We start from the raw sequence: 19,956 nt of genomic DNA on the forward strand, positions 1-19,956 counted from the left end.
CATTTGCTCCTCAGCCGGACATACTTACTCAATGTCGTTTCTTTATATGGTCTCTAATAGCCTAATTGCAGGTATAAGGCCCCGGGATCCCTATTACCGGCCATTTCGTACACAATCGCTGAACAACCACCCCATGGCGGTATAAGACAGGGGAGGACAAATCTAAATTTCTCAACGATGAAAAAATCAAAATTAGTGCTGAACAAAAAACTATCTTTTGGTAAAGAGGACATTATGCCCCTTAGCGGAATGAAGAACATAGCCGGCGGAGCAGATACCATACATCAATGCGCGCCATCCGCAGCATGTACGATACCCGCAGGCGGTTGCAACGAACAAGATTATACTGCTACTTGCCCTGCAGGCTGTGTATTTCCACCTCAATCCGTCAATCAGTGCAGTATCAGCACTGATACAATAAGCAAAATGCCATAGTGCCCCAACACAAAGCCCGTCTGTCTCCCCCACTTTTAATTAAGTGATGGGTCATCCGATACCAGGATCCATATTTTTCCTGTCAACGCAAATATTCAAAATTCAAACCGATGAAGAAACAATCAATCGATTTAAAAAAGCTGGAAATAAAAAAGACATCTATTTCCAGGCTGGAAAGCAGTAACATTACAGGAGGAGACGCTTCACAATTTTGTGTGCCGTCGGAACCACAGCAGTCCGATATTTGCTCACATTTAGACCAATGTGCCTCACAGAGGTGTACGTGGAGACTTTGTTATTCGGTGTTGTGCTCCACCTCGCCCGTATTGAAATGTGTCGCTTAGGTCCGTTCCTGGAAAATAAAGGCTGTCTCCTGCGCATGTACGCAAACGTAGGAGGCAGCCTCAGGCGATAAGGAGACCGGACCCGGAATAGTATTGTTTCCGCTGGTGAATTTCCGCAGTATTTGCCTATCTTCAGCCCATGAATTTTGCCGGTAAAGGCCTGCACTGGCTTACAGCGAAAAATCACAGGATATTCTTTTTCTTCCTGGCGCTGGCCGGTTTGCTCTACCTGCCTTCCCTCGATGCCAAGTTTACCTCCGATTTTATTTTTTGGTCAAATCGTTATGATAAGCAGGGGACTGCCGGTTTAAAAAACGGCTTCGGCGATCCCAGCCTCAAGTATATGTACCACCTGCTGATGTATGGCTGCTACCGCTTGTTCGGTACGCATCCTTTTGGCTGGTATCTCATCTGCCTGGGACTGCATGCGCTTAACGCCACATTGCTGCAGGTTCTGCTGCGCAAGATCCTGCAACACCTGCAGATCGCACGCCCTTGGCTGCCGCTTACGGCGACCTTATTCTTCCTCCTCTCTCCTTACCAGACGGAAGCGGTGGTATGGGCTGCGACTATTCATTTCCTGTTTGCTTCCGTTATGTTGCTGACAGGTCTTATCGCATTGATCCGTTTCTGGGAAACGGGTGCCTTAAAAGCACTGGCCGGCCTCTTTATCCCGTTTGGCATTGGCCTGTTTGCGACTGAAGCCATATTCGTGCTGCCTTTGCTGCTGTGCTGCCTGACGGCTTTGTTTGTCTTAAGAAGCGACCTGAAAATACCTTTGGGTAAAACAATCCTTTGGGCACTGCTGCCGGCCTTCCTGATGGTAGCCGGCTTTGTGGGACTTACCTATCTCCGTTTCGGCAATCCCGTAGGGCACTATGGCGCTGCCATGCACCTGAATACCGACTTATCCTATATCGGTGTCAACTGTTTTAAATACTTCCTGAAGTTCGTTCTGTGGTTCCGGTACCTGCCTTTCAGCCACGCGGCCTTTCTCAATTACCTGGATAAGGATATGAACGGTGTGTATGTATTGCTGGCGCTGGGGACCGTGCTGCTCCTGTGCCTGCTCCTGCTTAGGAAAACGGGTCGAAAGGGAATGCTGCTGTGGTTTTTGTTCTTTAGTTTCCTGGCCGCCCTGCTCCCTGTGATCAACCTGGAGACTTTGTTTGTAAAAGACATCCAGTCGGATCGTTATGGCTATCTGCCTTCTCTTTTCTTCTACCCGCTCGCGGCTGCAGCCATTAGCTTCCTGTTCGGGGAATGGCTGCGGAAGCTTGTGGCCAGCTTGTATCTTATCGCCAGCATCATCTGTCTCAGCAACGCTGTACAAAAATGGCGCTTCGCCGGTGAGATGATCGAGAATCTTGTCCGTACTTTTCCTCATAAGGCAAGCGGCCGTGTCTATATCCTTAACCTGGTTGACACTTACGGCGGCGCCTACTGCCTGCGTATGGGCTTTGACGTCAAACTCACCCGTAAGTATGGCCATGATTTGCCGGATATAACCTCGCTAGCGCACTATACGATGTATGCGCCTGAAGATTCGGTGAGCGTGGTACCGAAAGGAAACAATACCTACGAGGTGCGTGCCGGTGGCTGGGGTGGCTGGCTATGGGGGATGCCGCTGGGCGATAGCCCGGAATACGAGGTGACTACCGACGGCAGCACACGGCAGTATACTATACATTTCAAAGACCTGAAGCCGGAGGATATGATCCTTTACCAGGCGGGCCCCGAATGGCGCGTACTTTCCCGTTAACAGGTCATTCTGATGATGTTAGGCAATTTTCATTTATTTTTGTGTCACCGGCCGGTCATTTGTATGTTGGCCTGACTTTTCGAGGCAAGAACCTAAAATCAATAAGCAGTGGAAAGAGAATTTCATAACTCTTCTTACATCAGGGTAAAGAAGAGGCTCAAAAAGCTGGTCATGGCGATGTGGAGCTGATAAGATGTTTTTTTTAAAAAAGTATCAGGGAGCGCAAACTCCTTTATACCCGATTCTGAATCTACCAACTAACATCTTAAATTTAATAAAGACATGTCTACAGTAACCGGAAAAACATTTGCTGAGAAAATAGCTCAGGCCCAGGATTTCCTGCCGATCAACGGTACCGATTATATTGAATTTTATGTAGGTAATGCCAAGCAGGCAGCGCACTATTACAAAACAGCCTTCGGCTTCCAGTCTGTGGCTTATGCAGGCCCCGAAACCGGTGTACGCGACCGTTCTTCCTATGTATTGCAGCAGGGTAAGATCCGTCTTGTGCTGACCACTGCATTGAACTCCGAGCATCCTATTTCTGAGCACGTGAAAAAGCACGGTGATGGCGTAAAGGTATTGGCTCTGTGGGTTGAAGACGCTTACAGCGCATTTGAAGAAACCACCAAACGCGGCGGAAAACCTTACCAGGAGCCTGTTACGCTTACCGATGAGTTCGGCGAAGTGCGCATGTCGGGCATTTACACTTACGGTGAGACGGTACACATGTTCATCGAGCGTAAAAACTATAAAGGCGCTTTTATGCCGGGCTATGAGGCCTGGAAGAGTGATTACAACCCTTCCGACGCCGGTCTGCTGTATGTCGACCATTGCGTGGGTAATGTCGGTTGGAACCGTATGCTGCCGACTGTAAAATGGTATGAGGATGTGATGGGCTTTGTGAATATCCTTTCTTTTGACGACAAGCAGATCAATACCGAATACTCGGCCCTGATGAGTAAGGTAATGAGCAATGGCAACGGCTATTCCAAGTTTCCCATCAACGAGCCCGCCGAAGGCAAAAAGAAGTCACAGATCGAAGAGTACCTGGATTTCTATGAGGGAGAAGGCGTACAGCATATCGCCGTAGCGACCAAAGATATTGTGAAGACCGTGATCGAACTGAAAGCACGTGGTGTAGAATTCCTGAGCGCTCCGCCCGATGCATATTATGAAATGCTGCCCGAGCGCGTGGGCTCTATCGATGAAGATATCAAGAAGCTGCAGGGACTGGGCATCCTGGTCGATCGCGACGAGGAAGGCTACCTGTTACAGATCTTTACCAAGCCGGTGGAAGACCGCCCTACTCTTTTCTTCGAGATTATCGAGCGCCATGGTGCGCAGAGCTTCGGTGCCGGTAACTTCAAGGCTTTGTTTGAAAGCATTGAAAGAGAGCAGGCCAAGCGCGGCAACCTGTAAGGTTATCGTTGTGATATAAACAAAAGAGAAGTCAAGTTTCGAAACTTGACTTCTCTTTTGTTTTACCTGTTACCATTAATCGATGATCTCAATAAACTCGATACCGTTTTTCTTCAGCTCCTTCAGCACAGGCACATAAACCTCCGGCATTACCGGGATGTGCACACCAGTGATGTTCCTGGTGCTGATCTCCTGCAGCAGGATCTTCTTGGCCAGGATCGCCATAGGCAGGCCCACGGTCTTGGACATGGCGCTGTACTGGCGGTTGTCGCCGGTTACGATCATAGAGCTGGTAAGCTTTACCAGCACGCCTTTCCTTTCGTAATCGATCTGGTGCTGCATCACGACCATATCCTTATCCAACGCTTTCATTTTCCAGCGCTCTTCCAGCAGGGTCTGCAGGATATCGGCCGAAGACAGCTGGCCGACGCCATTGATGCGGCGGTTGTCGAACAAGCCCAGCCAATCCATTTGCTTCATCTCTTTTTCATCGGCGCCGAATTTCTTCTTGAATTGTTCGCGCAGCTTGGCATCGTTGGCCACACCGACCACTTTTGCAGTCCAGTCGGCATATGAGCTGTTGTCGGCCTGGAACTTGTCGTCCTCATTCACCAGGCCGGCCTTGATCACCAGGTCCCAGCCTTTCATAAAGGCCGGATGACGCAGCGTTGCGCGCATAAAGGTTTTGATCTCGGGAAGGCTGTAGAGCTCCAGATACTTCAGCGAATCCCGGTTGGGATAATAGCTGAGCGAACCCAGCTCCGCCACTTTGATCTTTTTGCTGGCAGAGAACAACTGCTCGTATTTCGCTTCATGCTGCTTGCCGTTTTCCAGCCATACGGCACCTTGTTTTCCAGCCAGGACAATGTTGCGCGGGTTCCAGCTGATCTTGTAATGCCAGGGATTGTCGTCGCTCTCGGGCGCTACCAAGCCGCCGCAGTAGCTTTTGAAACTCTGGATCGTGCCGGCAATACGCTGTACGCCATGAATAATGGCGTTGGCCGACATGTGGTCGATACCAGGGTCCAGGCCCATTTCACACATCATGCAGATGCCCGCCTTTTTTGCCTCGGCATCCAGCGCCCTGATCTCCTCAGATACATAGGACGAGGTAATGAGGTTCTTTTTGAATTTCAAGCAGTCTTTGGCCAGCAGGTAATGCAGGTGGGGCGGCATCAGCGACAGAACGATATCCGCATTTTTGACCAGCTGCTGCCGGGCATGCTCGTCCATAATATCGATCACTGCGGCTTCTCCCTTGGGGTGCCCGTTCAGCTTTTCAGCGATCATTTCCGGGTTGGCATCCATTACGACCACTCTCCATTTTTGCTTCGCGTTGGAGAGCATATAGTCAATGAGATGAGCAGACGACTTGCCTGCTCCTGCAATAAGAACTGTAAGCATAGTACATTTTGTTAATTGGTTAGTAAGTGCATTGCAAATATAGTCAACTAGTACACATTTTTTTTACATTTAAAAAAAAAGGTTTGTTTTAATTGCGCACTTTTTAAAGTATAAATAAATCGGGTAAGCATTAACTTTGACGGCTCAATCTTATTGCATGTCAATCTGGAAAAAAGAAAATATAAGCCTGGATGAGCTGAATGCCTTACGCCATAAAACACTGGCGGGTGTTCTGGACATGCAGTTTACCGAGATCGGCGACGATTTTCTGCGTTTGCAGATGCCGGTAGACGAACGGACGCATCAACCCTACGGCCTGCTGCATGGCGGCGCTTCAGCAGCCCTGGCCGAAACTGTGGGTAGTGTAGCCAGCTGGCTGTGCATCGATACCGATAAGCAGATCTGCGTGGGTATGGAGATCAATTGCAATCATGTACGCGGCAAACGGAACGGTATAGTTACTGCTACGGCCACTGCCCTGCATCTCGGCGCTACTTCGCATGTATGGGATATCCGGATCACGGATGAAGGCGGTAAGCTGGTCTGTATCAGCCGCCTGACGATGGCAGTGCTAAAGAAAAAAGAGCCGTAAGCCTCTTGCCCCAATCGTATTTCTAAACACTATTCTTGTCTCATGCCTTCCGATCTGCAAATACCCGCACCCATAAGCCTCTGTATCGTTTCCAACCAGCTGAACAGCATGTTGGAGCGGATCGTAAGGGCGGCCTCGGGTTGGTTTGCTGAGATATTGATCGGCTTCGATGGTCCGGCTTCGGATATACCGGAGGCGCTGCTATCGGCCGTACCCAACCTAGGTATTGTACCCGTACAATGGGAAGGCTATAGCACCACTAAAAATAAGCTGGCAGAGCGAGCCCGCTACTCCTGGATCTTATCGCTCGACAGTGACGAGCTGCCCGATGAGCAGCTGTTCCAGTCGATAACGGCTTTACCTTTTGCTGATCTGCCACGTAACCGGATATATGCTTTCAGAAGACTTTCCTTTTTTGAGGGGAAAAAAATCAGGTTTGGTGCCTGGGGCCGCGATCACGTTACCCGCTTATACAACAGGGAGATCACAGCGTGGGATAATGCTATTGTGCACGAGGCGCTGACACTGCCACCAGGTACGGAGGCGCTTCTGCTGGAAGGCGTCTTGCTCCATTATACCGCTGATGATTACGCCACCTTCCTGGAGAAGAACCGGCGCTATGCACAGCTGTCGGCTGAAAAGTACTTTCAGCGGGGTAAGAAAAGTCCTTTGTGGAAAAGGCTATGTTCGCCGACCTTTACCTTTCTGCGCGAATATGTGTTCCTCGGGGGCTTCCTGGATGGAACGGCGGGCTGCAAGGTCGCCCGGATCAATATGCTATACACCCGCTGGAAATACGTTTACCTGTCGAAGCGCTATCAGGATCGTCCTTCCAGCTGATCCTTCACTTCCACCAGCTTTTCCGCATTGCCTGTCAGCTGACTCAGCCGCTCTACCACCCGCTCTACCAGGGCATCGGGGCAGCTGGCGCCGGAAGTGATGAGCACTTTCAATGGCCTGCCCGCCGGTAAAAAGCCTGCGGTAACTTTTTCTTTGCGCTCGTGCAGGTCGTAATGACGTATTTGTTCCTGGTCGACCAGGCATTGCTCGTGGTTGATAAAATAAGTAGGCAGCTTTTCTTCGCAAAGCTCTACCAGGTGAGAAGTATTGCTGCTGTTGTAGCCGCCGATCACCAGGGCAATGTCGGCCTTCTGCTCCAGCATGCCGCTCACAGCTGTCTGGTTATCGTTGGTGGCGTAGCACAGCGTATCGCGGGTATCGGCAAAGCGCTCTTTTACCGAGGTATCGTCGAGCTGAAAATGAGCGATCATTACCTGCTTCAGGTAATCGGCAATACCCTGGGTATCGCTGGCCAGCATGGTGGTCTGGTTCACCACGCCGATCCTGCCGAGATCGGTAGCGACATTAAAGCCTTTTGAATACTGGCCTTCAAACTCTTCATAGAAATGTTCGGGCTTTTCCCGGCCGGTGATATACTGCGCCAGCCTTTGCGCCTGTTCCATGTCTTTGACTACGACGGTGGGCGTATGCGCCTTGCTGTGGGAAAAGGTAGCGCGGGTCTCTTCGTGTCGCGGCTTTCCATGTACCACGATGGTATAGCCTTCTTTACCGATCTTTTCGCTGCGGTTCCATACTTTCTCAACAAAGGGACAGGTGGTATCATACTTTGTCGGTTCGATATGCTTTTCTTTCAGCAGCTCCTCGATTTCCAGCGTAGTGCCGAAAGCCGGTATGATCACAATATCGTCGCTGCTGAGCTCATCCCAGCTAATGAGCTGTCGGCCGTAAGTATCCATGATGAATTGCACACCTTCGGCAATAAGATCGGCATTGACCTGCGGGTTATGGATCATTTCGCTCAGCAGGAAAATGCGCTTGCCCGGATTTTCTGTTACGGCTCTGAAGGCGATCTCAATCGCATTCTCTACACCGTAGCAAAAGCCGAAATGCCTTGCCAGTATCACTTCCAGGCTCCCGATATCCAGTATGGTGGGGCTAAAATCTTTCTTCAGCTTATCTTCTTTCCTGCGCTGGTTCTTAATCGCTGTGATCAGCGGACTGCGATAATGTACAGGAACATCAAATGTCTTCATCGTTATGTTATTATGCGATCAACGCCTTCAGGGCTTCCAGCCTTTCCGACCAGTACTGCTTCCGGATAGCTGCCTGCGCTGCATCAGGCAGCTTCATGTGCTGCACCACGACTTGTGTTTTCTCAGGTGTTTTGGGATAGAGTTCTACACTTACATTGGTCGTGCCATCGCTCCAGGTAATGCGCAGGGACTTGTTTCCCGTGGCTTTCCTGATGGTGATCTGCTCACCGGGCAGCCATCGCGCCCTCAGCTTATTGTCGGTCCAGCTTTGGTACAGCAGCTGAACCGGTACATTCATGGTTTTGCTCACGCTAATCTCGAAACCGTTCTCTTTTTCACCCCGCTGCTTCAGGCCGCGGCTCCATTCGTACGATGTTGTCAGGAGGTTCTGGTTCCATTGCCCCAGCGGCTCCAAACCTTTGATGGCGCTTACAAGACCGAATATCGCGGCATGCTTCATCTCCTTTGCACCCTTCTGATCGAGCAGCAGGAACCATTCTTCCATCGTTTTACCAGTCTGTGCCCTGACCAGCTTATCGGTAATGATCGATCTTTCTTTTTCCATCTGGAACGCTTGTTTTCCTTAATTCACCAGCAGCAGGTTGACGCTGCGCTGGAGGATATTGAAAGCGATCTCGGCCATCAGGTTTTCCTTATCCAGCGTGGGGTTCACCTCGGTAATCTCAAAGCAGCAGATCTTGTGGTTCTGCATCAGCGTAGCCATAATGTCTTCCGCTTCCCTTTCCCGCAGGCCGTTGCTTACCGGTGTCCCGGTTCCCCTGGAAATGGAACTGTCCATGCTGTCTACATCGAAGGAGACATAGATATCGTCGCAATTGCTCAGGTGCAGCAGCGTTTGCCGTACGACATTCTCCACTCCCTTTTTGCGTACTTCCTGTACGGGAATGACTTTGATGTTGTGCTTCTTCAGCAGAGCTTCCTCTTCTTTTTCATAATCGCGCAATGCAATAAATACCAGGTCTTCGGGCAGCACTTTGGGCTGTATCTTACCAATGCCCTTCAGCTTATTCCACCAGTCTACGGTAATGCTGTCCAGCTTGTGGGTCTTGTTTTCGGTATTGTCTTCGCCCAGGGAAGCCGCCAGCGGCATGCCATGCATGTTGCCCGATGGCGTCGTATACGGCGTATGCATATCGGCATGAGCATCGATCCAGATCACGCCCAGCCGGCTTTTGGGCTTACCCATTTTAATGCCGGCGATCGTACCGCCTGCAGTGCTGTGGTCGCCCGACAGCACTATTGGGAACAAGCCTGATTTCAGCGTCTCGCTTACCGACTGGGATATCCGCTCATACATCGTATAAATACCCTTGATCCGCTTGGCATAAGGCGATTCCACAGGCTCATACAGCAGCTTATTCTCATCGGGGATCACTTCGGTAGGAATATTCACAAAGAGGCTGCTCATAAAGTCAAGAGCGGCTACTTTAATGGCGTCGACGCCCAGGCTGGCGCCTCTTGTGCCGGCGCCTATTTCCGATCGTACTTCAATGATTTTGATATTGCGCATATGCTCCAAAAGTACAAAAAAGGGCACAGCTTTCCGAAAGCAGGCCGCTTTTTGCCTGAAACATAACCCTATAGCATTACTTGTCTTATAGGAAATCCCTTATTGTGGCAGCTGCTTGTCGATCCAGCTTTTCAGCTCATCGACGCTGATCTCGTCGGGATGCAGTTTTTTTTCGCCGGTCTTATTATTGATGAGCAGAGTGGCCGGTAAGCCGCCTTCCCATTCAGGAGCGATCTTGGGGATATAGCTGGTAGGATTGGTCTCATTGAACCAGGCTACTTCAGGACGCAGCTTCTTTTTAGCTACCCAGGACTGCAGCTTGACCGGGTACTGCTCTTTGAAGTCGAAGCTCACAAGCAAAACTTTTACCGGCTTATCCTTGTACAGGTCGTGCACCATATTGAAGGCAGGCAGCTCCTTAACGCAGGGCACGCACCAGGTGGCCCAGAAGTTGACGATGTAAAGGGTGTCTTTATCGGCCGTGCGGGCTACGAGATCTTCGGCATTATAAGAGGCAATCTTTTGCGCATGCGCTGTATAGAGACCGGCAAAAAAGAACAAAACCGGGAGTAATAATCTTTTCTTCATCCGGTAAAGTTAGGCCCTTCGCCTGTTGCACGTTCCCCTCAGGGCATCTTTTACATTTTCTTTATTTTCCTACCAGCTACCGCTCGCACCGCCGCCGCCGAAGCTGCCGCCGCCAAAACCACCGAAGCCACCGCCTCCTCCGCCACTGCTGCCACTACCCCAACCGCTGCCGCCACTCCCGCCGCTGCTGAAAATGCTGCCGAGTATGGCGCCGGTAAGGAAATCGCTGCCGCGGCGGCTCATGTAATTGCCCCGGCCACCGCCGCCGCCACCTTTAATGGCGGCGATGATAATGATGATGACAATCACCACCAGGATGAGGATGGGAACACCCCAGAAGCCATCGTCGCCGGCATCAGGCGGCGCATCGTTCTTATACTCGCCTTTGGTCGCCGCGATCACCGCCCGGGCGGCCTTATCCAGGCCGTTGTAATAATTGCCGCTACGGAATTCCGGCGCTATCTCATTACGGATGATGCGGCCGCACATGGCATCGGTAAGTACGCCTTCAAGGCCTTGGCCCGGTGAGATATTGATCTTACGGTCTTCGGAAGAGACGAGGATCACCACGCCATTGTTTTTTTCTTTACGCCCCACACCCCAGTAATTGCCCAATTGCGTGGCATAATCTGCGGGCTCATAATCGCCCAGGTTCTTTATCGTAACAATGGTGATCTGCGTAGAGGTAGTGCGGTCGAAGTCGACCAGCAAGCGTTCCAGCTCATCCTGCTGCGCCGGGGTCATGATACCGGCCAGGTCGTTGACCAGGCGCGGCGGCGAAGGCCTGGGCGGAAAATTTTTAGTATCGGGCGCGCTCCATACGGAGCTAAAGCCTGGCAGGAGCAGGAGTAAAGCAAGAAAAAAGCTGAAGAATGCGGTCCGTTTCATGAGCGAAGGTTATCAGTTGCCAAAAACGATATCATCTGGTAATTCATTTTTATCGGTATCGCCGTTGTGCGGAAAATGTGTTGACAAGGCCTTGCCGATATTGATGGCGCAGGAGGCGATCCCTTCGGCAATGCGCCCTTCCTGGAAGAAGCGGCGCAGCAAGGACAGTTCAAACTGCCAGTAAGGGTCGCCGCCGGTCTTTTTATAAATACCTTCGTCGCCATAGAGGGCCATTTGCCGGTCGGTGAGCGCTACGTAGATGAGCACGGCATTGTGGGCCGAAGTACGTTCCATCTTCAGCTTGAAGAAGACCTCTCTGGCCCTGTCCATAGGATCGACATAGGTACAACGCGATTCGACAAACACGCGCACTTCGCCGGAGGTGTTCCGCTCGGCAGCCTTGATCGCTTCAACGATCACCTGCTGGTCCGCTGCTGCAATCAGCGGCTTCTTTTTCGATGCAAATAAACCGAACATATAGCGGTAAATTAAAAAAGCGGTGTTACCCGCTTTTCCGTTAAGAACGATCTTGTTTTAGAATTTCACTTCAGGCCTTTTCTCTGCACCGGCTTCGGCCTGGAACACTTCTTTCTGCTTAAAGCCCAACATGCCGGCAAAGAGGTTATTGGGGAAGGACCTGACCTTTACATTATAGCCTTGTACCGCATCGTTGTAGGCCATACGTGCCGTATTGATGCGGTTCTCGGTACCGGCCAGCTCATCCTGCAACCCGAGGAAGTTCTGGTTGGCTTTCAGGTCGGGATAGCGTTCCACCATGATATTGATCATGGCGCGGGCGGCTTCCTGTGTCGCGTTGCTGGCTTTCTGGATCTCGGCAAATTTTTGCGGGTTCAGGCTATCGACGGGCACATTGGTCGCTTGTTTCAGCTCCCCTGCCCTGGCCTGGGCTACCTGTACATAAGTGCTGCGCTCAAAATCAGCTGCGCCTTTTACCGTGGCCACCAGGTTAGGGATCAGGTCGGCGCGGCGCTGGTACTGGGTTTGCACACCACCCCATTTATTTTTTACGCTTTCATCCAGCGTCACCATGCTCCGTTGCAGGTTACAGGCCTGGCAGCCGCCGATAAGCACGATAGCGGCAAGTACAAGAATAACGATGAGTCCCTTTTTCATGTGTTGTTGTTTTTGTTAGCGTTATTTGTTCAAAAATAAAACTATTTAGTTGATGCCGCAATATATACGGCGAAATTTCGGCTAATAGCCGCCTAGTTCCGGCTATCGATGCCCCAATACAGCTTTTGCCGTATCGTCTTCAGGAAGTTGTGCTCGTCGAGCCGCACCAGGGAAATGGTGAAACGCTCTTTTTTAATGGCCAGCTGCACCTCCCGTGTAATGGTCTCCACACGGGAGTCGAGGGTACAGAGGAAGTTATCTGTACGGCCTTCGATCTCAAAAGAGATCACATTATCGTCAGGCACCACTATAGGGCGTATATTGAGGTTATGCGGTGCTACAGGCGTGATCACGAAGCTGGAGGTTTGCGGAAACACCAACGGCCCGCTGCAGCTGAGCGAATAGCCCGTACTACCCGTGGGGGTGGATACGATGAGACCGTCGGCCCAGTAAGTATTGAGGAACTCTCCGTTAAGATAAGTATGGATCTTGATCATCGAAGAAGTATCCTTGCGGTGGAGGGTGAACTCATTCAGGGCAAAGGGGCTTTCTCCAAACAAAGGGATGCTGGAATCCAGGTGGACCAGCGTGCGCTTGTCGATGGTATAAGAGCCCCGGATAAGGCCGTTGAGCGCCATATCGATCTCGTTCTCGGGTATCGCCGCCAGGAAGCCCAGCCGCCCGAGGTTGATGCCGATAATAGGGATGCCGGTATCACCGATAAAGCATACTGCGTCGAGCATGGTGCCGTCACCGCCCAGGCTGATCATAAAATTAGTGTTCCGGCTCAGGTCACTGTATCCGGTAAAGAGCAGAGGCTCCTGCTCAAAGTCGATATGCGGCTGCATCCGCTCATAAAAATCCTTGAAGACGGTAACGCGGACATTGTTTTCCTTCAGCAGGTGAAAAGTGTGCTGCAGCAGCGGAATATCTGCTTCCTCAAACACGCGGTTGTATAAAGCGATCAGCATTGTTTCAAACGGATGGGAAGGGAAATGAATAATGCTATGATGAAGGCAATGCCTGCCAATGGCCGGTATTGCAGAAACCCTTACTCGCCATTCCGGTGTAAATATAGCCCTTTTTCGTTGAGGTGATTGATCGTATACTCGATACGCACTTTAATATCATATAAGGTGACAATATCGAGGCCTACGCCGGCCGAATACAGCGCGCGGTTGTACAGCCGGTCGTTGAGCGGGTATTTGTTGTACCCGGCGCCTGCATCGCCGTATATTTTGCCATAGACCCTGATTGGGATCACTTCAAAAAAGCGGATGGGCAGGTTGATGCGCCAGTTGATCAGCTCGCGCTTGAGATTGGCCCTGAAGATGCCGAAGCAGGAACCGTCGATCACATAATATTCGTAGCCGCGCACATAATCGAATTCATAACCCAGGTTCTGCCGGAAAATATAAGGCTGGTCCTGAGGCAGCGAAGCCCGGGCGCGCAGGATGAAAGAGGCATACCACTTTTTCCAGGGTTGGATAAAATGATCATAATGCAGGTTAAAGCTGGTTTGCCATTGACCGCTTTGCAGCGCCAGCTTTTGCTCAAACAATCCTACAAAACGCCGGCCGGTAAGCGGATAATTCCAGTTGTCGACGCCATTGTACTCGTAGCGGTATACCAGCTTCAGCACATTTTCCTGGGTACGGCCACCGCCCAGGTACGCGGGATTCAGCTGGGCGATGGTATCGCTGATCCAGTAATGATGGAAGGAAAGTTCTACCAGGTGCGTGGAAGCATATTGCGGCCGGTAAGTATACCATACCGCCGCATCGAAGCGACGCTGCATAAAATGGCTGCTGCTGCGCAGAAACCTGAGCTTGTTGGTATCTGTTAAATAGGCGATCTCCCGGTTTTGCAGGCCAAAGACCGATACTCCGTAACCATGTTTCTGCGCTTTATCGGCAAAGGGACGCGCATAGCTGAGACCGATCTTCTGGGTATAGCCCGCCTGTCCGGTCACGCCCACTGTCTCACGGTTGCCTCTGAAATTGTTATGGTTCAGGGTAAGCCCGAGGTTAATGCGCCGCAGGTCGCGGTTTTGCTCGGTCCACCAGACATTAAAATTACGGTCGGCAAATTCAAAATTGGGATCGGGCATGATGGGAAAACGATCCAGCACGAAGATGTCCATAGCAAAGGTATCGCCGGCAATAGGCGTCCAGCTGATCTTTACCTCTGTAAACAGGCGCAGGTTGATCAGCCTGAGGCGGTTTTTCTCCAGCACAGCGGCCAAATCTGCCTTGGGCAGGCAATCGCCGGGCTTTACGCTGATCTCCCGGAGAAGGATACGGTCCCTGGTTTTCCTTTTGCCCGAAATGGTAATCGTCTTCAGGAAGGCGCAACCTTCACTGCCGGGCATTTCCGGTTGTGCATGGGCGGCAAAGACACCAAGGCAGAAAAGGATCAGTAAGGGCAGTCTCAAGACAGGGCTTTTTCAGGAAAGGGGCAAAGATAGGGCTTTGCTATGACTGGCTGTATTGCAAAAGACCATAACAAAGTTTAAGGCATGCAAGGGCATCGTATCTTTGTGGGGAACGGTATGTCCGGTTTGGTGTTCCCAAAAACACCTTCCGCTTTCGCAGACTGGAGCAGCAACGATTGCCGCAAATGCCTGGCGGCTTATGAGCTTACCGACGAGATGATGGATATCTCATCAGCTTGCGTTCACAACAATAAGCAGCGCATTTTGTCATTAATAGATAGGAATTACCTCAATGGAAAAGAACAACGAACAGCCTGACAATACAGCGGTAAGAACCGCCTTATGGCGTGCCCTGCATGTGCAGATCGATGCACCGCCCCATATTATAGAAGATAGCAAAGGCCTGCAATTGGTCGCCCCGGACGAAGGCTGGCAACAGCGTCCCGATATGCATGCTGATTTTACCAAAAGGCTGCGGGCCTCGATGGTAGCACGTGCCCGCTTTATCGAAGACCTGGTCGTGACGCAATGCGAAGCCGGTGTCCAGCAATATGTGCTGCTGGGTGCGGGCCTCGATACCTTTGCACAGCGTCGCCCGGATATGGCTTCCCGGCTGCAGATCTACGAGATCGACCAGCCCGGCACCCAGGCCTGGAAACAGCAAAGGCTGCAGCTGCTGGACTGGCCCATGCCCCAGGGATTACACTTTGTTCCTGTCGACTTTGAGCAAACGACCTGGTGGGAGCAATTGATCGGAGCGGGCTTCGACCTGCAGCTGCCTGCTGTAGTGGCCTGTACCGGCGTTACCTTGTACCTTACGGCCGATGCTATTAAGGATACGCTGCAGCAGGCGGTAAGGCTGGCGCCGGGCTCAACACTGGCCATAACCTTTTACCTGCCCATGGAGCTGATGGATGAAGCGGATCAACCATTGCAGCAGATTGCCGAAAAAGGCGCGCGTGAAGCCGGAACACCTTTTCTCAGCTTCTTTGCGCCGGATGAAGTGCTGGCATTGGCTCGGGAAGCGGGCTTTAAGGAGACCCGGATCATCTCCTCAGGGGACCTGGACCAACAGTATTTTTCCGGGCGAACGGACGGGCTCGCACCTGCCAGCGGTGAATTTTTCCTGCTGGCTCAGACTTAGAACCCGCTATTTCGCCAGGCCTTTCCTGCTGCGGATGAGCTCATACACGTAAAGCGGTACGGCCCATCCCATCCAGAACAAAGGGGTAGATATTTCTTCGTAGCTGCCCAGCTGCTGCACATAAGGAATTTTATAGGCAAAGCCGGAAATGAGAAAAGCCACTGTAACGATATAGCTGCGCGTCATCCATTCGCGGTGTAGCTGGAATTTCCTTTTGACCGCCGCATAATAAGCCACGAATGTAGCGCTGATCCATACGGATGCCCAGACCTGCAGGGTAAAGGCATTGGCCCAGCTTACCTTGTAGGCTGTAGTAAAAGCCAGCACCAGCGCACAGCTGCTGCTTACCAGGATCGCCAGCAGGTACACAAAACCGATAAAGCGATGCAGCTTCCAGCTGTAGTTGCGCAGCTTGGGCCAGAACTGAACAATTCCGCTAATAAGTGCTCCGCCGCCCGCAGTAATGTGTGCGATCAGCACCCAGCGCAATTCAAAGTATTTCCCCAGGGCTTCGGGTGTCAGCTCCAGGAAGCGGTCGGCGCCATGCATAAACAGCCAGGTGATAAAAATGACGGCGATCCATATCAGAAAAGGGATCAAGTCGGTGCGGGAAGGCCTGAATACCGCTTTGCTCTTGTTGTTCATATTGGTCATATTTTTCACAAAAATCCTGTGTGGTCCGCAGCTGCACAATAACCGAAAAAAGATTCGGTAGGGATCCATCATCATTCCTTATAGAGGGAATGCTTAATTTTACCGAAACCGGTATGCGATGTACACCAAAAAGATAGAAGAAGACCTGGACTGCGGTATCCGTGTAGCAGCGAAAGTATTTGGCGGCAAATGGAAATGCTGTATCCTCGATGCGATCAACAGGGGTATTAATCGCCCGGCCGATATCGGGCGCTATATCACCGATGCATCGGCCCGCGTAATCGAAATGCAATTGGCCGAACTATTGTTCTTCGGCGCTATTGAGAAATGCGCCGGGGAAGGCTTTCCCAAACGCACCGAATACCGTCTTACGCCGCTTGGCGAAAGCATATTGCCGATCCTGGCGCAAATGGACCGCTGGGGGCTCAGCCATTCTGAATTCATTAAGGAGCGGCAACGGGAACTGGAAAATGCGGAGGTATGATACGCTTAAAGCTATCCGATAACCATTAAAGGAAAGTCAATATGCTCAACACCATTCATCCCAAGCTGCCGATGCGCGACAAAACTGCCACCCGGGCTTTTTACATCGGCCAGCTCGGCTTCCGCGACATCGGCGAGATCGACTATCCCGGCTACCTGATGCTTGAAAAAGATCATATCCAAGTCCATTTCTTTGAGTTCAAAACGCTTGATCCGCTGCAGAATTACGGCCAGGTCTATATCCGCACCAACGATATCGACACCTTATATCAGCAGGCTATCGATCGCCGGCTAATGCTTCCAGCAGCAGGATATATAGAAAATAAACCCTGGGGCCAGCGCGAGTTTTCCCTGCTCGATCCCGATCATAACCTGCTGACATTCGGGCAGGCACTGTAGACAGTGCCTGCCCGGCCGCTAAAAAGGATTACCTTTACGGGCTATTCCGCAGCAGCAGGCTATGATCCACAACATTTCCATAGATGAGCTCCTCAGGCAGGCCCCCGCCCTGCCCCTGGTCGACGTGCGTACCCCGGCCGAATTCCTGCATGGTCATATACCGGGTGCCAGTAATGTGGCTCTGTTCACCAACGAAGAGCGGGTGCAGGTGGGTACTACTTATAAGCAGGTTGGGCGCGACGAAGCAATCCTGACGGGTTTCGACTATGTAGGCCCCCGTTGGTCAGGCTATATACGGCAATGCCTGGAGATCGCACCGGATAAGCGTATCGCGGTGCACTGCTGGCGTGGTGGCATGCGTAGCGGCGCCATGGCCTGGGCGCTTAACCTGTACGGATTCGAGGTATACCTGGTGCAGGGCGGCTACAAAGCCTACCGGCGCTGGTGCCACCGGCAGTTTGCCCGCAACTATGATCTGCATATGCTTGGCGGTATGACCGGCTCCGGTAAGACCCGTTTGCTGCAGCTGATGCAGGCACATGGCCAGCAGGTGATCGATCTTGAGGACCTGGCCCAACACCAGGGCTCTGCCTACGGTACGATGAACCGGATGCTGCAGCCAACACAGGAGCAGTTTGAAAACGATCTGGCCTGGCAGCTTCAATATCTCAGCGAAACGCAGCCGCTCTGGCTGGAAGACGAATGCCAGATGATCGGCAGGCGTTGCATACCCCTTCCGCTGTGGCAGCAAATGCGTATTGCACCGCTCATCGACCTGCAGGTGCCCCTGGAGCAGCGTGTAGCCAGCCTGGTACAGGAATATGGCAGTCTCGATCCGGGTTTCCTGGTCGAAAGCACTGAACGTATCCGCAAGCGTCTCGGTCCTGAACAGACCAAACATGCTATAGCCGCTATCCGTGATGGGCGCATGGCCGATTTCATCCGTATTGTGCTTGTGTATTATGATAAGACCTACCGCAAGGGCCTGGAGCGGCGTGAAGCGGCACGTATCCAATCATTACCCGCAAGCGGTTTGTCCACTGAAGCCGATATGCAGAACCTGCTACGTACCGCAGCGGCCGGCATTCCAGCGACAGTAGCGCCGGATAATGTAAGCTAAACGCAATAGGGGTAAAAACCGGCATCTTTTCGTATATTAGCCTCTATGCATCCCGATATCATTACCTACAATAAGACCCAAAGCCCCGAAGATCAACTCATATGCCAACTGCTGGCCGAACAGATCGACTTGCACCTACCCGGCGCCGAAAGCAAAGTATGGCATGCCCATCCCGTATGGTTCCTGGAAGGTAATCCCATAGTGGGTTACAGCCGGCGCAAGAGCGGCATGAACCTGATGTTCTGGAGCGGGCAATCCTTTGATGAGCCCTTACTGCAGCCCGAAGGCAAGTTCAAAGCCGCCGAAATCCGCTACAATGCTGTTGAGGAGATCAATACGGAAGACATCCAGCGCTGGATGCATAAAGCCCGCAATATCCAGTGGGATTATAAGAACATCGTGAAACGGAAGGGGGTATTGGAACGGATAGCCTAGCGCGCCGGAACATTGTCTTTACCCGTATTCTCCTACCTTTGCCCTCGCAAATGCCTGTAAAAGGCTTTAAAGAACTTATGGATACTGCAATCGAAACGACAGAATACAAGCTTACCCAATATTCTCACGGCGCAGGCTGCGGCTGCAAGATCAGCCCCGCGCTGCTGGACAAAATACTGCATACGAATGCCGCTACAGCCGTACCCGATCCGCGACTGCTGGTGGGTAACGATAAGCGCGACGACGCTGCCGTGCTCGACCTGGGCAATGGCACAGCACTCATCTCGACTACCGATTTCTTTATGCCCATCGTTGACGATGCTTATGATTTCGGACGTATTGCTTCAGCCAATGCCATCAGCGATGTGTATGCGATGGGTGGTCAGCCGGTGCTGGCGATTGCCATCCTGGGCTGGCCTATCGACAAGCTGCCGCCCGAAGTCGCAGGTCGTGTGCTGGAAGGAGCCCGGGCCATATGCGCCGAGGCAGGGATTACCCTGGCGGGCGGTCATAGCATCGATTGCCCGGAGCCGGTGTTCGGCCTGGCGGTGAATGGCATAGTCGAGGTAGCGCACTTGAAGCAAAACTCCACAGCTACAGCGGGCTGTCGCCTGTACCTCACCAAGGCCCTGGGTGTGGGAGTGCTGTCTACTGCGCAGAAACGGGGACTGTTGCAACCTGAAGATGCAGCCATTGCGCTCCGCAGCATGACCACGCTCAATAAGCCCGGCGCATTGCTGGGCGCTCAGCCTACGGTAAAAGCCATTACGGATGTAACGGGCTTCGGCCTCCTGGGGCACCTGGCGGAAATGTGCGTGGGCAGCGGGTTGTCGGCCGCAATTGAATTCGACAAGGTACCGGTGATCTCTTCCATACATCGTTATCTCGATCAAAACTGCATTCCCGGCGGTACCAACCGCAACTGGGCCAGCTATGGATCGAAGATCGGCGCATTGAGCGATCGTCAAAAACATATCCTGGCCGATCCGCAAACCAGCGGTGGCCTGCTGATAGCCGTTGCCCCCGAAGGCTGCGCGGCTTTCGAAGCATTGATGCAGGAGCAGGGCTATACTTTGCAATCCTTCGGTGAGCTAAAGCCGCAGGGCGATGGGCCAATGATCCGGGTGGTATAA

At 52.0% G+C, this 19,956-nt stretch carries 21 protein-coding genes; 10 read left to right on the plus strand and 11 right to left on the minus strand.

Annotated features, from left to right (window positions below; translation table 11 throughout):
* Window positions 1-918 precede the first annotated feature (918 nt).
* Complete coding sequence (locus tag DZC79_RS19480) at window positions 919-2,541, plus strand: hypothetical protein (protein WP_118953294.1); 1,623 nt, start codon at window positions 919-921, stop codon at window positions 2,539-2,541.
* 282 nt (window positions 2,542-2,823) lie between these two features.
* The gene (hppD, locus tag DZC79_RS19485; RefSeq protein WP_118953295.1) at window positions 2,824-3,963 is read left to right on the plus strand and encodes a 4-hydroxyphenylpyruvate dioxygenase; all 1,140 of its coding nucleotides are present in this window, start codon (window positions 2,824-2,826) and stop codon (window positions 3,961-3,963) included.
* A 75-nt stretch (window positions 3,964-4,038) separates the two neighbouring features.
* On the opposite strand, the gene DZC79_RS19490 is transcribed toward hppD, so the two are convergent.
* Window positions 4,039-5,367 carry a saccharopine dehydrogenase C-terminal domain-containing protein gene (locus tag DZC79_RS19490; RefSeq protein WP_118953296.1) on the minus strand — a complete coding sequence of 443 codons (1,329 nt, stop codon included), beginning with the start codon at window positions 5,365-5,367 and terminating at the stop codon, window positions 4,039-4,041.
* A gap of 157 nt (window positions 5,368-5,524) precedes the next feature.
* Here DZC79_RS19490 and DZC79_RS19495 point away from each other — a divergent pair, with 157 nt between their 5' ends.
* Complete coding sequence (locus DZC79_RS19495; RefSeq protein WP_118953297.1) at window positions 5,525-5,959, plus strand: hotdog fold thioesterase; 435 nt, start codon at window positions 5,525-5,527, stop codon at window positions 5,957-5,959.
* 42 nt (window positions 5,960-6,001) lie between these two features.
* A complete protein-coding gene (locus tag DZC79_RS19500; protein WP_118953298.1) occupies window positions 6,002-6,799 on the plus strand; it encodes a glycosyltransferase family 2 protein in 798 nt (265 codons plus the stop codon).
* Here DZC79_RS19500 and DZC79_RS19505 read toward each other — a convergent pair.
* The 9 genes from DZC79_RS19505 to DZC79_RS19545 all read right to left on the minus strand — a co-directional run bounded on the left by DZC79_RS19505 (window position 6,778) and on the right by DZC79_RS19545 (window position 14,588).
* Window positions 6,778-8,013: a 4-hydroxy-3-methylbut-2-enyl diphosphate reductase gene (locus DZC79_RS19505; protein WP_118953299.1), complete on the minus strand. Its 1,236-nt coding sequence runs from the start codon at window positions 8,011-8,013 to the stop codon at window positions 6,778-6,780. The genes DZC79_RS19500 and DZC79_RS19505 overlap by 22 nt on opposite strands.
* A gap of 10 nt (window positions 8,014-8,023) precedes the next feature.
* Window positions 8,024-8,578 carry an SRPBCC domain-containing protein gene (locus DZC79_RS19510; protein WP_118953300.1) on the minus strand — a complete coding sequence of 185 codons (555 nt, stop codon included), beginning with the start codon at window positions 8,576-8,578 and terminating at the stop codon, window positions 8,024-8,026.
* A gap of 18 nt (window positions 8,579-8,596) precedes the next feature.
* Window positions 8,597-9,544 carry an arginase gene (locus DZC79_RS19515; protein WP_118953301.1) on the minus strand — a complete coding sequence of 316 codons (948 nt, stop codon included), beginning with the start codon at window positions 9,542-9,544 and terminating at the stop codon, window positions 8,597-8,599.
* 99 nt (window positions 9,545-9,643) lie between these two features.
* Window positions 9,644-10,132 (minus strand): TlpA family protein disulfide reductase, encoded by a 489-nt coding sequence (locus DZC79_RS19520; RefSeq protein ID WP_118953302.1) that lies wholly within the window; start codon window positions 10,130-10,132, stop codon window positions 9,644-9,646.
* A gap of 69 nt (window positions 10,133-10,201) precedes the next feature.
* Complete coding sequence (locus DZC79_RS19525) at window positions 10,202-11,020, minus strand: TPM domain-containing protein (protein ID WP_118953303.1); 819 nt, start codon at window positions 11,018-11,020, stop codon at window positions 10,202-10,204.
* A 12-nt stretch (window positions 11,021-11,032) separates the two neighbouring features.
* Window positions 11,033-11,497, minus strand: a complete 465-nt coding sequence (locus DZC79_RS19530; protein ID WP_118953304.1) for a TPM domain-containing protein — start codon at window positions 11,495-11,497, stop codon at window positions 11,033-11,035.
* A 57-nt stretch (window positions 11,498-11,554) separates the two neighbouring features.
* Complete coding sequence (locus DZC79_RS19535; RefSeq protein ID WP_118953305.1) at window positions 11,555-12,154, minus strand: LemA family protein; 600 nt, start codon at window positions 12,152-12,154, stop codon at window positions 11,555-11,557.
* A 92-nt stretch (window positions 12,155-12,246) separates the two neighbouring features.
* The gene (locus DZC79_RS19540; protein ID WP_118953306.1) at window positions 12,247-13,125 is read right to left on the minus strand and encodes an NAD kinase; all 879 of its coding nucleotides are present in this window, start codon (window positions 13,123-13,125) and stop codon (window positions 12,247-12,249) included.
* 80 nt (window positions 13,126-13,205) lie between these two features.
* Window positions 13,206-14,588 carry a BamA/TamA family outer membrane protein gene (locus tag DZC79_RS19545; protein WP_157977290.1) on the minus strand — a complete coding sequence of 461 codons (1,383 nt, stop codon included), beginning with the start codon at window positions 14,586-14,588 and terminating at the stop codon, window positions 13,206-13,208.
* A 292-nt stretch (window positions 14,589-14,880) separates the two neighbouring features.
* On the opposite strand from DZC79_RS19545, the gene DZC79_RS19550 reads away from it, so the two are divergent.
* Entirely contained in the window at window positions 14,881-15,732 is an 852-nt protein-coding gene (locus tag DZC79_RS19550) for a class I SAM-dependent methyltransferase (RefSeq protein ID WP_118953308.1), read from the plus strand.
* A gap of 6 nt (window positions 15,733-15,738) precedes the next feature.
* Here the strand turns inward: DZC79_RS19550 and DZC79_RS19555 are convergent, their stop codons facing one another.
* Window positions 15,739-16,377 (minus strand): DUF2306 domain-containing protein, encoded by a 639-nt coding sequence (locus DZC79_RS19555; protein ID WP_118953350.1) that lies wholly within the window; start codon window positions 16,375-16,377, stop codon window positions 15,739-15,741.
* 127 nt (window positions 16,378-16,504) lie between these two features.
* On the opposite strand from DZC79_RS19555, the gene DZC79_RS19560 reads away from it, so the two are divergent.
* From DZC79_RS19560 to selD, 5 genes are all read left to right on the plus strand, one after another.
* Window positions 16,505-16,870, plus strand: coding sequence for a winged helix-turn-helix transcriptional regulator (locus DZC79_RS19560; protein ID WP_118953309.1), 366 nt, complete (start codon window positions 16,505-16,507; stop codon window positions 16,868-16,870).
* A 41-nt stretch (window positions 16,871-16,911) separates the two neighbouring features.
* Window positions 16,912-17,268, plus strand: a complete 357-nt coding sequence (locus tag DZC79_RS19565; protein ID WP_118953310.1) for a bleomycin resistance protein — start codon at window positions 16,912-16,914, stop codon at window positions 17,266-17,268.
* Between the two features lie 61 nt (window positions 17,269-17,329).
* A complete protein-coding gene (gene mnmH / locus DZC79_RS19570) occupies window positions 17,330-18,388 on the plus strand; it encodes a tRNA 2-selenouridine(34) synthase MnmH (RefSeq protein ID WP_118953311.1) in 1,059 nt (352 codons plus the stop codon).
* A gap of 45 nt (window positions 18,389-18,433) precedes the next feature.
* A complete protein-coding gene (locus DZC79_RS19575) occupies window positions 18,434-18,823 on the plus strand; it encodes a DUF1801 domain-containing protein (protein WP_118953312.1) in 390 nt (129 codons plus the stop codon).
* A 77-nt stretch (window positions 18,824-18,900) separates the two neighbouring features.
* Window positions 18,901-19,956, plus strand: coding sequence for a selenide, water dikinase SelD (gene selD / locus DZC79_RS19580; protein WP_232831885.1), 1,056 nt, complete (start codon window positions 18,901-18,903; stop codon window positions 19,954-19,956).

The sequence above is a fragment of the Taibaiella helva genome (genome assembly GCF_003545695.1).
GTDB lineage: Bacteria > Bacteroidota > Bacteroidia > Chitinophagales > Chitinophagaceae > Taibaiella > Taibaiella helva.